A 16,613-nucleotide genomic window follows, 5' to 3' on the forward strand; every position below is an offset into this window, starting at 1 on the left:
GCTAGGAACCGCCCGGCTTCCGGCCCGTCCTGCCGCGGCTGCCGAGCGCGCGCTGGGCGGCGCAGAAGACCCCCGAGCCGTAGCGGCGCCGCAGGGCCGCCCGCGCGGCGTTGGCACCCGGCGCCCCGTGCACACCGCCGCCGGGGTGCGCCGACGCGGAGGCGAGGTAGAGGTGCGGCACCGGGGTCTCCGGGCGGCCCGCTCCCGGTACCGGCCGGAAGACGAGCTGCTGATGCATGTTGGTCGTACCGGAGTTGATCGCCCCGCCATGCAGGTTGGCGTCCAGCGCCTCCAGCGTGGGCGGTGCCAGGACGCGCCGGCCGGCGATCCTCGCCCGGAAGCCGGGCGCCATGCGCTCGATCTGCTCCTCCACCCGGTCGGCCATGGCTTCGCTCTCGCGCTTGTCCCACGTGCCCGTGAGGCCGTCGTCGCCCGCGTCGTCCCGGACACGCTGCGGTACGTGCGTGTACGCCCACGCCGACTCGGTGCCCGCCGGGGAGCGTGTGGCGTCCGCCGTGGTCATCTGGCCGACCAGCGAGAAGGGCCTGTCCGGCACGAGGCCCATGGCGATCTGCGCGGCGAACCGCGTCAACTCGTCCACGCCGTCGGCCACGTGCACCGTTCCCGCGCCCCTGGCGCCCTCCGCCGTCCACGGGATGGGCCCCGAAAGGGCCCAGTCCACCTTGAACGTGGCGAAGTCCCACTGGAAGCGGCGCAGGTCCTGGAGCAGACGGTGCGGCAGATGCGCGGCGTCGACCAGCTGTCCGTACAGGTCGGGGGCGGCCACGTCGGCGAGGACCGCCTTGCGCGCCACGACCCCTTCGCCCGCCGCGGTGCGCACGCCGACAGCGCGGCCGCCGCGCACGACCACCTCGGTGACGCGCTCACCGCAGCGCACGCTGCCGCCCTTGCGTTCCAGGCGGCCGACCAGCGCGGACGTCAGTGCGCCCGACCCGCCGACGGGTACGGGGAACCCGTACGTCTGGCCGAGCATGGACATCAGCCAGCCGAAGCCGCCGCTGCCGGCCGCCTCCGGCGCGAGGTCGGCGTGCAGGGCGTTGCCCGCGAGCAGCAGCCTGCCGCCCTCGCCCGCGAACTCCTCCTCGCCCAGCCTGCGCACGGGCAGCACCAGGGAGCGCGCCACCCGCAGACCGCCGCCCGCCCGGAGCCGCGCGGCCAGGGTCAGTCCGGAGCGCACGGGCGGGAACGGCGTGAACAGGGCGTCGATCAGCGGCTCCCGCAGCCGGTCCCAGATGGCGTACAGGTTCTCCCAGCCGCGCGCGTCACCCTCGGCGAAGGAGTCGACGGACGCGCAGGTGACATCGCGGTCGCGGCTGAGGACAGCGCAGCGGCCGTCCGTCAGGGGATGCGCGAGCACGTGTTCGGCGTGGGCCCAGCGCAGCCCGTCGTGCTCCAGGCCGAGCCCCCGGATGACCGGTGACGCGGCCGCCAGCGGATAGAAGGCGCTGAACATGTCGCTGATGTAGTCGGGGTGCACCCCGCGGTCGCTGCGGACGGCGCCGCCCGGTTCGTCCTGGGCCTCCAGGACCTCGACGCTCCATCCGGCGTCGGCCAACAGGTTGGCGGCCACGAGACCGTTGGGTCCCGCGCCGATCACCACTGCGTCCGGCATGAGTACTCCCCCGTCTCAGGTGACCGTGTGCTGGGCCGCGCGGTCGTGGGGCCTGCCCCGCTCGACCACCGCCGCCAGGCGGCTCAGCATGCTGCGGTGCCGGAGCTGGATCAGGGCGTCGACCACGGTGTTGTGCAGGATGCCGCCCGGCCCCTGGAGCGGGTGTTCGTCGACGCGCACCAGTGTGTGCTCGCCCCAGGGCTGCACCTCGATGGCGATGCGGGCCGTGCCGAGCGCCCCGCTGTAGGCCTCCAGTTCGAGCCGGTCGGGCCGCTCCAGGCGGCGTACGACGGTGTGCCCCGTCAACTCCCGGGGGCCGAGCCGGATGGTGTACTCGATGCGGGACCCGACCTCCGGCCAGTCGCCGTCGACCGGCCGGGAGTGATGCGTGCCGACCACCCAGTCGGCGTACCGGCTCCCGTCGTCGAGCACCTCCCACACCGCGGAGGGCGGCCTCTTGATCAAGCAGTGGCGTACGGCCACGTCATGCCTCCTCGTCTCGCGCGAGCCCGTCCGGACCGGCGCCTCGGGACCGTCCGGCTCAGGGCAGCGGAGTGCCACCGGTGGCGTTCACGATCTCCGCGGTGATGAAGCTCGCGTGCTCGGACGCGAGGAACACGTAGGCGGGAGCCATCTCGGCGGGCTGCGCGGGCCGGCCCATCGGCGCCTGCTTGCCGAACTCCGCGGTGTCCGGCAGCGTCGCGGGGATCAGCGGGGTCCACACCGGCCCCGGGGCCACGGCGTTGACGCGGATGCCGTCCTCGACCAGCATCTGCGCGAGTCCCTGGGTGAAGGTGACGATGGCGCCCTTGGTCATCGCGTAGTCCAGCAGGTGCGGGCTCGGCTTGTAGGCCTGCACCGACGTGGTGTTGATGATGGAGCCGCCCGCAGGGATGTGCGGTACCGCCGCCTTGCTGATCCAGAACATGCCGTACAGGTTGGTGTGCATCACCCGGTCGAACTGTTCGGTGGAGATGTCACCGATCCCGCCGGGCTGCGACATCTGGTACGCGGCGTTGTTGACCAGGACGTCGATCCGCCCGAACTCCTCCACCGCGCGCGTCACGAGTCCGCGGCACTGCTCCTCCTCGCGGATGTCGCAGGGCACGGCGATCGCCTTGCGCCCGGCGTCCTCGACGAGGCGCGCCGTCTCCCGGGCGTCGCCCGCCTCTTCGGGCAGATGGGTGAAGAGGACGTCCGCGCCCTCCCGCGCGAAGGCGATCGCGACCGCCCTGCCGATGCCGGAGTCGCCGCCGGTCAGCAGCACCTTGCGCTCCTTGAGGAGGCCGCTGCCCCGGTACGAGTCCTCGCCGTGGTCCGGCGGCGGGTCCATGGGTCCCGTCCAGCCGGGCGGCTCCTGGTCCTGCTGGGCGAAGTCCGGCTGCGGATGGCGCGTCGTCGGATCCTGTTGGCCCGGTGCGCCGGAACTGTCGTTCATCAGTCGTGGCCTTCCTGCTCGTTCCTTCCTTCCAGCCTCCGTGCCACGGGCGGCGGGCGCACGCGGGGAGGCGCCTCGGGTGCCCCGGCGCGCGGGGGTGAAACGGAAGCTTCCGCGAACGGAATCTGCTTCCGGGCGCCGAGCGATCTCCGCGTGAAGCCTTGACCAACGGTTGAGGATTGGACGAGTTCCCAGTCCAGGAGCATTTATTACTCATTCTTTGGCAAGAATTTGCTCTGTCATCAGACGTTAATGCGATGGCAAAGTGGAGGACACGGCGGCCCAGCAGGCTGCCTCGTGGGCCATCCGGAGCAGCCCGTCACCCCGGCTCTCCGCACCGCCCTTCCATCACCATCGACCCGACCACACCGCGTCCCGGCCCCGGCCGTGCGGACGCAGGAGGCAGGCCACCATGAAGACACTGATCGACAACGCCCGATCCTTCGCCGCGACCCATGTCGCGGACCCACGGAACACCGAGGCCTTCCGGGCCCTGGGCGCGGGGCAGTCCCCCGAAGCCCTCTTCATCACGTGCTCCGACTCGCGCGTCGTCCCCTCCCTGATCACCGGAGCTCGCCCCGGCGAACTCTTCGAACTCCGTACGGCGGGTAACGTCGTACCCCCCTACCCCTCACCCGGCCCCGCGGAGCGCGACGGCCACCCGATGAGCGAGGCGGCCACCATCGAGTACGCCGTGTGCGTCCTCGGCGTCAGCTCCATCGTCGTCTGCGGGCACTCGCACTGCGGCGCGGTGGGCGCCCTCGTGCGGGGCGAGGACCTGTCGGCCGTGCCGGCCGTGCGCGACTGGCTGGAGCACTCCGTGGCCCCGGACGACGCCCTGCGCTCCCTCACCCGGACCTCGGCGGACGTCGCGGAAGCCGTGCAGGAGCACGTGCTCGCCCAAGTGGCGAGACTGCGCGCCTACCCGTGCGTGAGCGAGCGCGTCGAGGACGGCTCGCTGACCCTGCACGCCTGGTACTACGAGGTCCACACCGGGGCCGTCTCCGCCCACCGTCCTTCGTCCGGCAACCGTCCTTCGTCCGGCGACCGCCCGGCGTTCGGTCCGCTGTGAAGCCCGCCGCGCCCCGAGGCCCGGCCCGCTCCCACGACAGGACCCTCCACTCTCATGTCCTCCTTCCTCATCCCCTTCCGCAAGCTGCGTGAGCCCGGCGTCCTCCGCCAGGACCTCCTCGCCTCACTCGTCGTCTTCCTGGTCGCCCTGCCGCTCTGCGTGGGCGTGGCCGTCGCCTCCGGCGTCCCCGCCGAACTCGGCCTGGTCACCGGCATCGTCGGCGGCCTGGTCGTCGGCTTCCTGCCGGGCAGCGCCCTCCAGGTGAGCGGCCCCGCCGCCGGGCTGACCGTCCTCGTCCTCGAGGCGGTGCACGAGTTCGGGCTCGGCATGCTCGGCGCCATCGTGCTGCTCACCGGCGCCCTACAGGTCGCCCTCGGCCTGCTGCGCTGCGGCCGGTGGTTCCGCGCGATCTCCGTCTCCGTCGTCCAGGGCATGCTGGCCGGTATCGGTCTCGTACTGATCCTGGGTCAGCTCTACACCATGGCCGGGGCCGAGCAGCCGCGTTCCGGGGTCGACAAGATAGCCGGGCTGCCCGGCCTCCTCGTCGACGTGCTCGGTGACACCGCCGCACTGACCGCCGCGGCCCTCGGCGTCGGCACCATCGCCGTGCTCGTGCTCTGGCCGAAGCTGCCCGCCGCCGCACGTCTGGTGCCCGCCCCGCTGGCGGCGGTCGCGCTGGCCACCGCCGTGTCGGCCGCGCTGCACCTGGACGTGGCGAACGTCGAGGTGCGCGGCCTGGTCGACGCCATCCAGCCGCCCGGCCTCGGCGATCTGGCCGACCTCGGCAGCGTGGCGGTGCTCGGCACGGTCCTCGCGTTCACGCTGATCGCGTCCGCGGAGTCGCTGTTCAGCGCGGCCGCCGTGGACCGCATGCACGACGGACCACGCACGCACTACGACAAGGAACTCGTCGCCCAGGGCGTCGGCAACACGGTGTGCGGCGTGCTCGGCGCACTCCCCATGACCGCGGTCATCGTCCGCAGCTCCGCCAATGTGCAGGCCGGCGCGCGTACGCCGCTCTCCCGCATCGTGCACGGCGCCTGGCTGCTGCTCTTCGCCGTGCTCCTGCCGTCCGCGCTCGGCATCATCCCGCTGGCCGCGCTCGCCGGTGTCCTCGTGCACGCCGGCTGCAAACTGATACCCGTCAAGGAGATCGTCCCGCTCGCCCGCGCCCACCGCGGCGAGGCCATCGTCCTCGCCGTCACCGCGATCGCCATCCTGGTGACCAACATGTTCGAGGGCGTCGTGCTCGGCCTGGTCCTGGCCGTGGTCAAGTCCGCCTGGGACACCTCCCACGTGCAGGTGGACGTGCGGGAGCTCACCGACGGCCGCATGGTCGTGACGCTCTCGGGCAACGCCACGTTCCTGCGGCTGCCGCGCATCCTGGAGACGCTGGAGGCCATGCCCAAGGACCGGCCCATCGAGCTGGACCTGACCGTGGTGCGCCACCTGGACCACGCCTGCCGTACGACGCTGGAGAACTGGGCCCTGCGGCACAACGACAGCGGCACGGAGGCCGTCCGGATGCGGACACGTCCGCCGGCCGGCCCCGAGTCCGGGGAGCCCGTCGAGACACCCGCGCGGGCGTCCGCCCGCAACTGATCCCTCTTGACACTTACTTGACCGTCTCTTTACCTTCAAGTGGCGACGGGACAGATCACCTGAAAACCGTTGCTTACGGCTCATATCTATGGAGGTTCCATCATGGAGCAGCTCATCAAGCGCATGACCGAAGAATCCGTGTGGCAGAAGTGGGTCGCCGCCAACTCGGCCCAGGGCGGCGCCGGTTCCGCGAAGGACGGCTGCATCAGCTCCACGCCCAAGAACGGCTGCATCAGCGCCACCGGCAAGACCGGCTGCATTTCCTGACCTGTTGAACCACTGAACGTCGAGCGGGGCCGCCGCGGCTGTTGGCACGGCGGCCCCGCGCTCGTCCACCGGCCCCCGCCTCCCCGGAGTTTCCTTGAACCGCCTGCCGAGCGCCGACGTCCTGGACCGGGTCCGGGACATCCCCCTCTACCGCGCCTCCGTCGAGCGCGGCGACTTCCCGATCCTGGAGAAGCCCGCGATGGCGGAGGGCTTCCCCGAGAACTGGATGACCCCCGCGCTGGCCCGCGCCCTGGAGACCGGCGAGGCGGAGTTCGTGCTGTCCACCGGCACCAACCACGCCCGGATGCGGCTCATCCGCCCGCCGTACTTCCTGCTCCGCTCCTACTACCGCCTCTGGAGCGAACACCCCGAGCTGGGCGCGTCCTGGCACGACGGGGCCAAGCGGATCTCGCTGACCACCGTCCTCGCCACCGAGCACGTCGCCCGCGTCAACTCCCGCAAGCCGAGCGCCACACCGGGCGAACGCTGGCTGGACGACCGGACCCTGTACCTCAACCGCACCCTGGACCCGGCCGACTGGGACCGCGCCGAGGTCGAGCGGATGCTCGCCGAGATCCGGGAGGTCGCCGCCGCCCACCCCCGGGGCTCGTATCTCCTCGACTGCTCCGGCTACCACCTGGCCCACCTCGTCGCCAGGGTCACCGAGTGGGACCTGTGGGACGCCTTTCCGCCACCGGCGGGCATCGTCCACGCGTACGAGTACACGCCCCTGAACGTCCGCGCCGAGCTGCGGGCGCGCTTCGGCTGCCCCGTGGTGGACCTCTTCGGCAGCACGGAACTCGGTTACCTCTTCTACAGCGAGGCCGACGGCTCCTACCGGCCCTACCTGCACGGCATGAGCGTCGAGCTGATCCCGGTGGAGCCCGGCAGCGGCATCCACAGCCTCATCGTCACCAGCATCCGCAACCCGTACATGCCACTGGTCCGCTACCGCTCGGGTGACTGCGTCCGCACCCGCGACGGCAGCGCCGACCCACAGCGGATCGTCTCCTTCTGCGGCCGTGAGAAGGAGCTGCTCGCCACACCCGCGGGCCCCGTCGCCCAGGCCGACCTGGACGCCCGCGTCGCCGACGTCACCCCCCGGGTCTTCCTCCAGCAACTGCGGCTGACCGGCGAGGCCGAGTGCCGGCTGTGGTGCACGACCTTCGACGGCACCCCCCTGACGCCCGAGGAGAACCGCGAACTCGCGGCAGCCGTCGCCGAGTTGACCGGACGCGTCTGCCGGGTCGAGCACCGCGCCCGCATACCCATCGGACGCTCCGGCAAGTACGCCTGGCTGATCCCATAGACCCATAGACCCATAGCCCCATAGCACCCGAGCCCCCGAGCCCCCGAGCACCCGTCAGGAGCCAGCCCCCATGCCCGTCAAGACGGCACCCACCGCCGAGGAACTGCTCGGCGGCGAGCTGCACGCGGAGGTGGTGCGGCACTTCGCCGCGCGGCCCGGAGCGCCGGACACCGCCTTCGTCACGGACCAGGTCCGCGAGTGTCTCCGCTATCTCTACCTGGTCTCGCTCCACCCCGACCGCCTCGGCGGCCTCTTCCTGCCCGTGGAGCAGGACATCGACGAGATCTGGCACCACCTGATCCTCCAGACCCGCGAGTACCGCGACCTGTGCGAACAGCGGCTGCCCGGCGGCCACTTCATCCACCACCGCAGCATCTCCTACGACACCTACCAGGCGGCCCCGGGGCGCGAGAGGGCCGCCGAGGAGGCGCTGCGGTGGATCCCCCTCTACACCGCCGCGTTCGGTCCCTTCGACGAGGCGGCGCTGCCGCACTGGACGGTCGTGCGGTTCCTGCACGACGAACTCGGCCTCTCCCTGGCGGAGATCGCGGCCATGGCGGGCGAGGCGGAGGCGCCGTCGCGCGAAGCGGCGTGACCGCCACCGCCCCGCAGGCCCGGGAAGGGGCGGCGCCCCACGTCCTGCGGCGCGCCCTGACCGTGCTCGTCGTCTCCCAGGCGCTCGGCGGTGCCGGCATGGCCGCGGGCATCACGGTCGGCGCGCTGCTCGCCGAGGATCTGCTCGGCTCCACGGGGCTCGCCGGGCTTCCTACCGCGCTGTTCACCGCGGGGGCGGCCCTCGGCGCGGCGGTGATCGGGCGGGTCTCGCAGCGACGGGGGCGGCGCCCCGGCCTCGCCCTCGGCCACGGCGCCGCAGCGCTCGGCAGCGCCGGAGTGGTCGCCGGGGCCACCTGGCAGTGGGCGTGGCTGCTGCTGACCTCGCTCTTCGTGTACGGGGCCGGCACGGCCACGGGCCTGCTCGCGCGGTACGCGGGCGCCGACCTGGCCCCGCCCGAGCGGCGCGGGCGGGCCACGGGCACCGTGCTGCTCGCCACGACGCTGGGCGCGGTCGCGGGCCCGAACCTCGTCGGCCCCACGGGCACCCTCGCCCACGCCTGGGGCATCCCGCGGCTCGCGGGCCCCTTCCTGCTCGCCGCGGTCGCCTACGCGGCCGCCGGACTGGTCCTCCTGCTGTGGCTGCGGCCCGACCCGCTGCTGCTTGCCCGCGCCGCGCCGCCGCGGGAGCCGGTGGCCGCCGCACCGGAGTCCGGCCGCTTCACCCCCGGTGTCATCACGGGCGCCACCGTGATGATCACCGCCCAGCTGGTGATGATCGCCGTGATGACGATGACGCCGGTCCACATGGCCGGGCACGGCCACGGCACGCAGGCCGTGGGGCTCGTCATCGCGCTGCACGTGGGCGCGATGTTCCTGCCGTCACCGCTGAGCGGCCTGCTCGCCGACCGCTTCGGCCGGCTGCCCGTAGTGGCGGCGTCCGGCGCCGTGCTGCTCGGCGCGGGTCTGCTCGCCGGCCTCGCTCCGCCGGGCGGCGTGCTGTGGCCGGCCTGCGCGCTCGTCGTCCTCGGCGTCGGCTGGAACCTCGCCCTGGTCGGCGGCACCGCGCTGGTCACCGACGCCGCCCCGGCGGAGAGCCGTGCGTCCGTGCAGGGCCTGGTGGACGTGGGCATGTCGCTGGCGGGCGCGACGGGCGGCATGGCCTCCGGTCTGGTGGTGGCGGGCGGCGGCTATCCGCTCCTCGCCGTGGCGGCGGGCGTCCTCGCGCTCGCGGTGATCCCGGCGGTGGCCGTGCGGGGGCGCGGGGCCGGTTCGGGCACCGCCGGACATGGTCTATGATTGATCTTGAGCTCGCCGCCGAACCTACGGTGGCAGGCCAGGCGTTGGTGGTCCAAGGAAAGGCGCCCCGCTTCCTGCGGGGAGATGTAGGTGCAAGGCCTGCCCAGCGCTCGACAGACCCCGGTCTCCGGTACGGAGACCGGGGTCTTTTTGTGCGCAGGCGCCCGAGGCATGGACAGTGATGCCCCGTCAGCCGAACATGGGTGCGCCTCTTTGTTCACCGGCGCTTCACCTCGCCACACATTACCCAGCGGTAAGTCTTCATACGGAGATCACAGACTCTGTCCGTTCAGTTCCCCGGACTTCTTCCTTCCCGAAGGGATCTTCACGTGGTCACCCCCCGTAGTCCCCGGTCGGCGGCGCTCGCCATCGCCACCACCGTCGTGTCGCTCGCCGCGCTCGCCGTGCCGTTCCAGGCCCTGGCCGCCCCGGCCGGCCCGACGAACGCGCTGCCCGCCGTCACGCCGCGCGCCGAGACCCCGGCCCTGCACGACGACGAGGCGGGCGGCGACGCCGATGCCGACGACCCGGCGATCTGGCGCGACGCCGCGCACCCGGACCGCAGCCTGGTCATCGCCACCGGCAAGCAGGGCGGACTGCGTGTCTACGACCTGAGCGCCCGTGAGGTGCAGTCGCTGCCCGCGCCCGCCGCACCGGGACCCGACCACGCCCCAGGCCGGTACAACAACGTCGACATCGTGCACGGTCTTGGCCTGTCGTCCGGCAAGGCCGACCTCGCGGTGACCAGCGACCGCGGCACCGACCGGCTCCGCTTCTACCGCATCGACAACAGCCGCCCCGGCGGCCCGCTCACCGACGTCACGGACCCGTCGGCCCCGCCCGTCTTCTCCGCCGACCAGGAGGAGATCGACGACCAGCGCACCGCGTACGGGCTCGCCACCTGGACGGACAAGGCCACGGGCCGCTCGTACGCGCTGGTCAGCCAGCGCGAGCGGACGAGCATCGCCCTGCTCGAACTCACCCCCGCGGCCGACGGCAAGGTCGGCTACCGCAAGGTCCGCACCCTCGACCTGCCCGCCGACTTCCGCCTGCCCAACGGCACTTCCTGGACGCCCTGCGGCGAGCCCGGTGAACTCCCGCAGGTCGAGGGCATGGTGGTCGACCCGGCCAACGGCACGCTGTACGCGGGCCAGGAGGACGTCGGCATCTGGCGGCTCAGCGCCGACCTGACGGGCAAGCCGAAGCTCATCGACAAGGTCCGCGAGTACGGCGTCCCCGGCACCTACGACGAGGAGACCGAGGAGTGCACCGCGGGCACCGACCCCGGCTACGGCGGCCAGCGCGTCACGGCCGACGTCGAGGGCCTCACCCTCCTCACCGAGCAGGACGGCGACGGCTACCTCCTGGCGTCCAGCCAGGGTGACAACACCTTCGCCGCGTACGACCGCGAGATCTCCGACGCCAACGAGTACGAGGGCGGCTTCCGCGTCACCGCGGCCTCCGCCACCCTCGATGGCTCGGAGGAGTGCGACGGCGCCGCCGTGCTGAACGCGCCGCTGGGCGCCAAGTTCCCCAACGGCCTGCTCGTCGTGCAGGACGGCCATGACGCGCCCGGAGACGCCGAACGGCCCTCCACCAACTTCAAGTTCGTGGACCTCGGCAAGGTCATGAACGCCATCGACGACTGACGCGCTCGCCCAGGCGTCCCGACCGTGCGGTGGAGACGAGCTCGGCCACCGTCGCCAGTTTGACCCTGGGGCGGCCCGCGGCCTCACCGCGGGCCACCTCGGCACGGTCGATCGCGGCCAGGCCGCGGGCGTCGATCACCTGGCGGTTGCGGCGGCGGACCAGGCGGTGGAAGGCGCGTACCGGCTGCCGCGGGGCGGGCAGGGCACCGGCGACCGCGTCGGCCAGGAGGGTCGTGACCGTCTCGGCGGCGCAGGTCCGATTGGCGCCGATACCGCCGGTGGGGCCGCGCTTGATCCAGCCCACGACGTAGCTGCCGGGGCGCCCGGCGACCCGGCCGGCCTCGTGCGGCACGGTGCCCGTCGCCTCGTCGAAGGGCAGGTCGGCCACCGGCACACCGCGGTAGCCGATCGCGCGCAGCATCAGGCCCGCCCGTATGACGCGCTCCCCCGTCCGTGACGCGACGCGCACGGCGTCGACGCCGTCCTCCCCCTGGACCTCCACGGGTTCGCTGTGGAAGCGCAGGACGATGCGCCTGCCCGGCTCCGGCTGCCGCTCCCAGTCCACCCGGGTGCGGGTGACGTCCTGCAGGACGGCCGCCTTGTCGTTCGGGGCCGCCGCCTCGATGGCATCGGCGATCCTCGGGTCGTGGTCGTCGACGATCAGCTCGACGCCCGGAAGGTGCTTCAGGGCGAGGAGTTCGGACCGGGTACAGGCGGCGTGCTCGGGGCCGCGCCGCGCGACCAGGACCACCTCGCGCACCGTGCTGCCGCGGAGCGCCGTCAGGGCGTGGTCCGCCATGTCGGTGCGGGCCAGCGCGTCGGGGTCGGCGAGCAGGACGCGCGCCACGTCGAGGGCGACGTTGCCGTTGCCGACCACGACGACGCGCTGCGCCGACAGGTCGACGGTGTCGGGTGCCGCGTCGGGGTGGGCGTTGTACCAGGCGACGAACGCGCTCGCGGAGAGGGAGCCGGGCAGGTCCTCGCCGGGTATGTCCAGGCGCCGGTCGGCGGAGGCGCCCACCGCGTAGATCACCGCGTCGTGGTGGTCGGCGAGCTCCCCGGTGGTGACGTCGGTACCCACGTCGAGCCCCAGGTGCATCCGCACCCTCGGGTGCGTGTGGAAGCGCGCGAAGGTGTCGCCGACCCGCTTGGTCGCGGGGTGGTCCGGTGCCACGCCGTAGCGCACGAGGCCGCCCGCGACCGGCAGCCGGTCGATCAGGGTGATCTCGGCGCTGGTGTGCAGGAGCAGGTCCTGCGCCGCGTACATCCCGGCGGGGCCCGTGCCGACGACGGCGATCCTCAGCGGCGCGAAGTCGGCGGGCAGGACGCGCGGGAAGGACGGCTCGCCCCAGGGGTGGAAGTTCGGCCCCTGGGGCTCCGGCGCGGGTCCGTCCGCGCCGCCCTCCTCGAAGTAGCCCGCGTTGATCGCGGCGTACTCCCGCTGGGCGGCCGGCAGCTTGTCCACCGGGAAGATCGCGTCGACCGGGCAGGCGTCGGCGCAGGCGCCGCAGGCGATGCAGGTCTCGGGGTCGATGTGCAGCATCTCCGTGCTGCCGAACTCCCGCTCCTGCGGCGTGGGGTGGATGCAGTTGACCGGGCACACGGCCACGCAGGTGGCATCGTTGCAGCAGGTCTGGGTGATGACGTAGGTCATGTTCGTGGACTCGGTTCGGCTCGGATCCGTCGGCTCGGATCGGTCGGATCGGTCGGGTCGGCTCAGATGAGGTGGGCGCGCCGGTAGAAGACCAGGGCCGGCTTGGTGAGCAGATCGCACGAGGCCAGGAACTCCATCAGCCCGGCGCAGCTCGACCGCATCATCGACTTGTGGTGCTCGTTGGCCTTCGCCTCGGCGAGGGCGCGCTTCTCGTCGAGCCCGGCGTTCGCGTAGACCTTGCGGTTCACCATGCTGGTGACGATGACGTACGAGGAGATGGCGATCACCAGGGCGTTGAACCGGCGGCGCACGCGGCCCGCGCCCGCGAGGTGCTTGCGCGTCTGGTCGCGGGCGAACTTCATGTGCCGCGACTCCTCGACCACGTGGATGTTGTTGATGGTGCGCACGAACGGCACGACCCGCTCGTCCCGCATCCAGTCGCGCTGCATGACGTCGAGCACCTCTTCGGCCACGAGGATCGCGGCGTACGCGGCCTCTCCGAAGGCGATCGACTTGAACATCCGGCCCATCTCGGTGGCGAACCGGTGCGGGCGGTACGGCGGCGCGCCGAGCTTCTCGGCGCCGCGGGCGAACATGATCGAGTGGCGGCACTCCTCGGCGATCTCCGTGAGCGCCCACTGGACCTCGGCGCTGGTGGGGTCCTTGGCGTACACGTCGCGCAGCACCATCTGCTGGAGGATCATCTCGAACCAGATGCCGGTGCTGGCCACCGATGCGGCCTCCTGCCGGGTCAGCTCCTTGCGCTGTTCCTCGGTCATCTCGCGCCAGTAATCGGTCCCGTAGAGCGTGCTCCACTCGGGGCTCGCGCCGTGGAAGCCGCGGTCCAGCGGGGTCTCCCAGTCGACCTCGGTGGCCGGGTCGTACGCCAGCACGGCGGCCGAGTGCAGCAGCCGCCGGGCGATGTCGCCCTCCGGTCGGTTGTCCTGTGTGCTCGGCCGAACAGTGCTGCTTGCCATTGCTGCGGCTCCTTGACTCAGACGTCAGGGCTAAGGAGGACCGCGGCGCCGCCGGACACGGCACGCCACGACCCCGTTGTTAGACAGAAGGTATAACAACGGGGTCTGCGTGCCTACCCTCCGGTAAGCACGAGTGGCTACGAGATGTGCGCGTGCCGGGAGGGGTCAGGTGCGGCTCAACTGCTCCTCGGTGCCGCTCGGCTGCCCCGCGGGCGTCCACCGGATCCTGGTGCTGCACGCGGAGACCACCAGCGCCGATGCGGCGACCGCGGCGAAGCCCCAGACCAGACTGGTCGCGTGGGCGATGAAGCCGATGAGCGGCGGCCCGGCGAGCAGCCCCGTCGTCCCCATGGCCGCGACCAGCGTCAGCGAGTCCGAACCCTGCCCCGCCGCCGCCACGTACACGCAAGGAGTGACGGCCGCGATGCCGAGGCCGACGCAGGCGAAGCCGATCAGGGCCGGGACCAGGCCGCCGCTCACCAGGGCGAGGAGCAGCCCGGCGCCGGCCAGGGCGCTGCCGAACAGGACGACGCGGCCGTCGCCGAAGCGGCTGCGCCAGCCGTCGGCGAAGAGGCGGGCCACGAGCATCATTCCGGAGACGACGGCGATGCCGAGGGGCGCGAGGCCCGCCGACGCGTCGGCGACCTCCTCCAGATACAGCGCCGACCAGTCGTTCATGGCGCCCTCGGTCACGGTGCCGAACGCCATGGCGACGCACATCCACAGCGTCAGGGCGGAGGGCACGGTCCACTTCCGCGCCCGCTTCTTCCCCTTCTCTTCCTCGGCCTCGGGTTTGGCGACGGTCGGCTCGTCCTGGAGCAGGCCGGTGCGCGCCACGGCCACGAGGAGGAGCAGGAGCGCGGCGGCCGCGCCGAAGTGCACGGCGACCGTGGAGTCGGCCGCGTTCATGCCGGACGCGAGCAGCGCGGCGAGCAGCGAGCCGCCGCTGAACGTCGCGTGCAGCCGGGCCATGGCGTTGCGCTCGTGGCGGCTCTCCAGCGCGGCGCCCTGCGCGTTCATCGCCACGTTCAGACAGCCCACGAGCACGCCGTCGACGCACATGACGAGCAGGGCGACGGGGTAGTTCGGCGCCGCGGCGAGGGCGAGGAGGACCAGGGCGAGGCAGAGCGCGGACAGGAGCGCGAGGCGCTGCGAGCCCAACCGCCGCATGAGGGCCGCGACCAGGGGGAACGACACCGCGGCGCCGACACCGGCGGCCATGAGCAGGACTCCGACCTCCGCCGCCGTCAGGCCGAGGTCCGTCTTGATGGCGGGAATCCGCGCCGCCCACGTGGCGTACTGGAAGCCGAGCGCGCAGAACAGGGCCGCGATGGCCAGCTGTCCGCGGTAAAAAGGATCACGTACGCGGAGCACCCGCATCAGCCCACTTCTCTGTCGCGCGCCACCGGCCCGGCCGGCACCGCCCTGGACATGTACACGGCCGTCGGGCCGTACCCCGCGGGGAGACCGGCTCCCTCGTCGGCGGCGTATCCCCGCCGCGCCCAGTACTGGTCGCTGCCGCCCACGGCCACCAGGGAGATCCGCTCGTACCCGTGGGCGCGGGCCGCGGCGGTGAGCCCGTCGAGCAGGTGGTGGGCGAGGCCTCGCTGCCGCAGGTCCTCGGCCACGACGATGTCGTGCAGGTGCAGATTGCGCGCCGGGAGCGACGTCTCGGCGGGCTCGTTCCCGAGGCTGCCCAGATCCGGGTACCGCGTCTCCGGGTACGGCAGGGCCAGCAGATAGCCCGCGAGCCGGGGCCCGGAGTCGAGCGCGAAGCAGGTGTCCGGCGACGCGAGCATCCGGGACCGCAGCGCGTGCCTGCCCTCGGTGAGACCGAGCCGGGTGTAGGCGCGGGCTTCGAGCTCCACGATGCCGTCCCAGTCGTCCTCGGCGATGCGGCGTACCCGTACCGCCTGGTCGGCGGGCCCGTCGAGCAGGTGGGTGCGGCTCATGCGTCCCCGCCCTCCGCCCAGGTGTACGCCAGCGGTCCGAAGCCGTTGAAGCCCTGCGTCATATAGCTGGTCGCGTACGCGCCGCTGGCCAGGACCCACACCGGATCGCCCGAGGCCAGCGCCTCGGGTACCGGCACGAGGCCGTGCTCGTGCGAGAAGGCGTCGTCGCTGTCGCAGGTGGGGCCCGCCACCACGGCGGGCACGGACTCGGCGTCGCGGTGCGTGGGGAAGACCAGGCGGTACTGCAACTGGTCCATCTCGTAGAGGCCGTTGAACTTGCCGCAGCTCAGGTAGAGCCAGTGCTGCCGCTCACCGTCGGGGCGGCGCCGGGCGGCGAGCCGGGAGACGTGGGCGCGGATGGCCCCGTGGTCGGCGATGAGGTGGCGTCCGGGCTCGATGACGAAGCCGAGCCGGTGCCCCGGGATCGCACCGAGCCGCGCCATGCCTTCGCGGATCACCGTGAAGACCTTGTCCATCGGGGGGTCGAGCGGCCGGCCGTGCTTGTCGCGGTAGCCGAGGGCGGGCAGCCCGCCGCCGAGGTTGACGTGGTCCAGGGAGATGCCGCGCGGGGTGAGGGCGGTCAGCACGTCGGCGATGAGGTCGCAGGCGCCGCTCCAGGCGTCCGCCGTCATCTGCTGGGAGCCGACGTGCACGGAGAGCCCGGCGGGGGTGAGCCCCAGCTCACGTGCCTTCTCCAGGATGGCGACGGCGTCGGCGGGCGAACAGCCGTACTTGTTGCTGAGCCCCCAGAGCGCCCCCTCCCCCGTGGTCGCGAGCCGGCAGAACACCCGGGCGCCGGGCGCGTGCCGCGCGAGGGCGGCCACGTCCTCCAGGCTGTCGGTGGCGAAGTCCGTGATGCCGAGGCGGTGCGCGTCGGCGATGTTGCGGTCGGACTTCACGGTGTTGCCGTAGTGCATCCTGGAGATCGGCACTCCGGCGCGCAGGGCCTGCTCGACTTCGTGGGGGCTCGCCGCGTCGACGCCGCAGCCCCGCGAGGCGAGGCGGCCGAGCACCTCGTCCACCGGGCAGGCCTTCATGGCGAAGCGGACGGCCACGCCGGGCAGTTCGCGGCGCAGCGCCTCGTAGGCCTCCTCGATGCCGGCCAGGTCGAAGACGATCCGGTCGTCGTCGGCGGCCGCCAGGGCTTCGAGGAGCCGCGGCGCGGCCCCCGGACCCGTCACGGGGGGCGGCACGGTCTCGCACATCATC

15 protein-coding genes are annotated in these 16,613 nt (G+C 72.7%); 7 read left to right on the forward strand and 8 right to left on the reverse strand.

The annotated features are described in order from the left end of the window. Position 1: 1 nt before the first annotated feature. Genes ACRAKF_RS05300 through ACRAKF_RS05310 form a run of 3 tightly spaced genes read right to left on the reverse strand, consistent with a single transcriptional unit; the run spans position 2 to position 3,071 of the window. Positions 2-1,633 (reverse strand): phytoene desaturase family protein, encoded by a 1,632-nt coding sequence (locus tag ACRAKF_RS05300; protein WP_447035658.1) that lies wholly within the window; start codon positions 1,631-1,633, stop codon positions 2-4. A gap of 15 nt (positions 1,634-1,648) precedes the next feature. Then, positions 1,649-2,116 carry an SRPBCC family protein gene (locus ACRAKF_RS05305; RefSeq protein ID WP_447035659.1) on the reverse strand — a complete coding sequence of 156 codons (468 nt, stop codon included), beginning with the start codon at positions 2,114-2,116 and terminating at the stop codon, positions 1,649-1,651. Positions 2,117-2,174: 58 nt separating this feature from the next. Further along, entirely contained in the window at positions 2,175-3,071 is an 897-nt protein-coding gene (locus tag ACRAKF_RS05310) for an SDR family oxidoreductase (RefSeq protein ID WP_447035661.1), read from the reverse strand. A 412-nt stretch (positions 3,072-3,483) separates the two neighbouring features. On the opposite strand from ACRAKF_RS05310, the gene ACRAKF_RS05315 reads away from it, so the two are divergent. The 7 genes from ACRAKF_RS05315 to ACRAKF_RS05345 all read left to right on the forward strand — a co-directional run bounded on the left by ACRAKF_RS05315 (position 3,484) and on the right by ACRAKF_RS05345 (position 10,821). Next, the gene (locus ACRAKF_RS05315; RefSeq protein WP_447035662.1) at positions 3,484-4,143 is read left to right on the forward strand and encodes a carbonic anhydrase; all 660 of its coding nucleotides are present in this window, start codon (positions 3,484-3,486) and stop codon (positions 4,141-4,143) included. Positions 4,144-4,197: 54 nt separating this feature from the next. Next, positions 4,198-5,745 carry a SulP family inorganic anion transporter gene (locus ACRAKF_RS05320; RefSeq protein WP_447035664.1) on the forward strand — a complete coding sequence of 516 codons (1,548 nt, stop codon included), beginning with the start codon at positions 4,198-4,200 and terminating at the stop codon, positions 5,743-5,745. A 102-nt stretch (positions 5,746-5,847) separates the two neighbouring features. Further along, positions 5,848-6,012: a hypothetical protein gene (locus ACRAKF_RS05325; RefSeq protein WP_447035666.1), complete on the forward strand. Its 165-nt coding sequence runs from the start codon at positions 5,848-5,850 to the stop codon at positions 6,010-6,012. Positions 6,013-6,106: 94 nt separating this feature from the next. Beyond that, positions 6,107-7,321 carry a hypothetical protein gene (locus ACRAKF_RS05330; protein WP_447035667.1) on the forward strand — a complete coding sequence of 405 codons (1,215 nt, stop codon included), beginning with the start codon at positions 6,107-6,109 and terminating at the stop codon, positions 7,319-7,321. A 70-nt stretch (positions 7,322-7,391) separates the two neighbouring features. Continuing rightward, positions 7,392-7,916 (forward strand): hypothetical protein, encoded by a 525-nt coding sequence (locus ACRAKF_RS05335; RefSeq protein ID WP_447035668.1) that lies wholly within the window; start codon positions 7,392-7,394, stop codon positions 7,914-7,916. Further along, positions 7,913-9,172, forward strand: coding sequence for an MFS transporter (locus ACRAKF_RS05340; RefSeq protein WP_447035670.1), 1,260 nt, complete (start codon positions 7,913-7,915; stop codon positions 9,170-9,172). The genes ACRAKF_RS05335 and ACRAKF_RS05340 overlap by 4 nt, the downstream gene beginning before the upstream one ends. A gap of 329 nt (positions 9,173-9,501) precedes the next feature. Next, the gene (locus tag ACRAKF_RS05345; RefSeq protein ID WP_447035672.1) at positions 9,502-10,821 is read left to right on the forward strand and encodes a phytase; all 1,320 of its coding nucleotides are present in this window, start codon (positions 9,502-9,504) and stop codon (positions 10,819-10,821) included. Here the strand turns inward: ACRAKF_RS05345 and ACRAKF_RS05350 are convergent. From ACRAKF_RS05350 to ACRAKF_RS05370, 5 genes are all read right to left on the reverse strand, one after another. Further along, complete coding sequence (locus ACRAKF_RS05350; RefSeq protein ID WP_447035674.1) at positions 10,799-12,475, reverse strand: FAD-dependent oxidoreductase; 1,677 nt, start codon at positions 12,473-12,475, stop codon at positions 10,799-10,801. The two genes, ACRAKF_RS05345 and ACRAKF_RS05350, sit on opposite strands and share 23 nt — an antisense overlap. A gap of 62 nt (positions 12,476-12,537) precedes the next feature. Next, on the reverse strand, positions 12,538-13,452 hold the full coding sequence (locus ACRAKF_RS05355; protein WP_447035675.1) for an AurF N-oxygenase family protein: 915 nt from the start codon (positions 13,450-13,452) through the stop codon (positions 12,538-12,540). A 165-nt stretch (positions 13,453-13,617) separates the two neighbouring features. Next, positions 13,618-14,832 carry an MFS transporter gene (locus tag ACRAKF_RS05360; protein WP_447035677.1) on the reverse strand — a complete coding sequence of 405 codons (1,215 nt, stop codon included), beginning with the start codon at positions 14,830-14,832 and terminating at the stop codon, positions 13,618-13,620. Continuing rightward, positions 14,832-15,404 carry a GNAT family N-acetyltransferase gene (locus ACRAKF_RS05365; protein ID WP_447035678.1) on the reverse strand — a complete coding sequence of 191 codons (573 nt, stop codon included), beginning with the start codon at positions 15,402-15,404 and terminating at the stop codon, positions 14,832-14,834. The genes ACRAKF_RS05360 and ACRAKF_RS05365 overlap by 1 nt, the downstream gene beginning before the upstream one ends. Next, a complete protein-coding gene (locus ACRAKF_RS05370; RefSeq protein WP_447041823.1) occupies positions 15,401-16,609 on the reverse strand; it encodes a type III PLP-dependent enzyme in 1,209 nt (402 codons plus the stop codon). Before ACRAKF_RS05370 ends, ACRAKF_RS05365 begins: the two co-directional genes overlap by 4 nt. Between the last annotated feature and the right edge of the window lie 4 nt (positions 16,610-16,613).

It is taken from the genome of Streptomyces sp. DSM 118878, from assembly GCF_052936595.1.

What these genes read in the sequence shown, in the direction of transcription:
- ACRAKF_RS05300 (WP_447035658.1), bottom strand. Translation starts at nt 1,633, where the DNA reads ATGCCGGACGCAGTGGTGATCGGCGCGGGACCCAACGGTCTCGTGGCC.
- ACRAKF_RS05355 (WP_447035675.1), bottom strand. Translation starts at nt 13,452, where the DNA reads ATGGCAAGCAGCACTGTTCGGCCGAGCACACAGGACAACCGACCGGAG.
- ACRAKF_RS05350 (WP_447035674.1), bottom strand. Translation starts at nt 12,475, where the DNA reads ATGACCTACGTCATCACCCAGACCTGCTGCAACGATGCCACCTGCGTG.
- ACRAKF_RS05365 (WP_447035678.1), bottom strand. Translation starts at nt 15,404, where the DNA reads ATGAGCCGCACCCACCTGCTCGACGGGCCCGCCGACCAGGCGGTACGG.
- ACRAKF_RS05360 (WP_447035677.1), bottom strand. Translation starts at nt 14,832, where the DNA reads ATGCGGGTGCTCCGCGTACGTGATCCTTTTTACCGCGGACAGCTGGCC.
- ACRAKF_RS05320 (WP_447035664.1), top strand. Translation starts at nt 4,198, where the DNA reads ATGTCCTCCTTCCTCATCCCCTTCCGCAAGCTGCGTGAGCCCGGCGTC.
- ACRAKF_RS05335 (WP_447035668.1), top strand. Translation starts at nt 7,392, where the DNA reads ATGCCCGTCAAGACGGCACCCACCGCCGAGGAACTGCTCGGCGGCGAG.
- ACRAKF_RS05310 (WP_447035661.1), bottom strand. Translation starts at nt 3,071, where the DNA reads ATGAACGACAGTTCCGGCGCACCGGGCCAACAGGATCCGACGACGCGC.
- ACRAKF_RS05370 (WP_447041823.1), bottom strand. Translation starts at nt 16,609, where the DNA reads ATGTGCGAGACCGTGCCGCCCCCCGTGACGGGTCCGGGGGCCGCGCCG.
- ACRAKF_RS05315 (WP_447035662.1), top strand. Translation starts at nt 3,484, where the DNA reads ATGAAGACACTGATCGACAACGCCCGATCCTTCGCCGCGACCCATGTC.
- ACRAKF_RS05325 (WP_447035666.1), top strand. Translation starts at nt 5,848, where the DNA reads ATGGAGCAGCTCATCAAGCGCATGACCGAAGAATCCGTGTGGCAGAAG.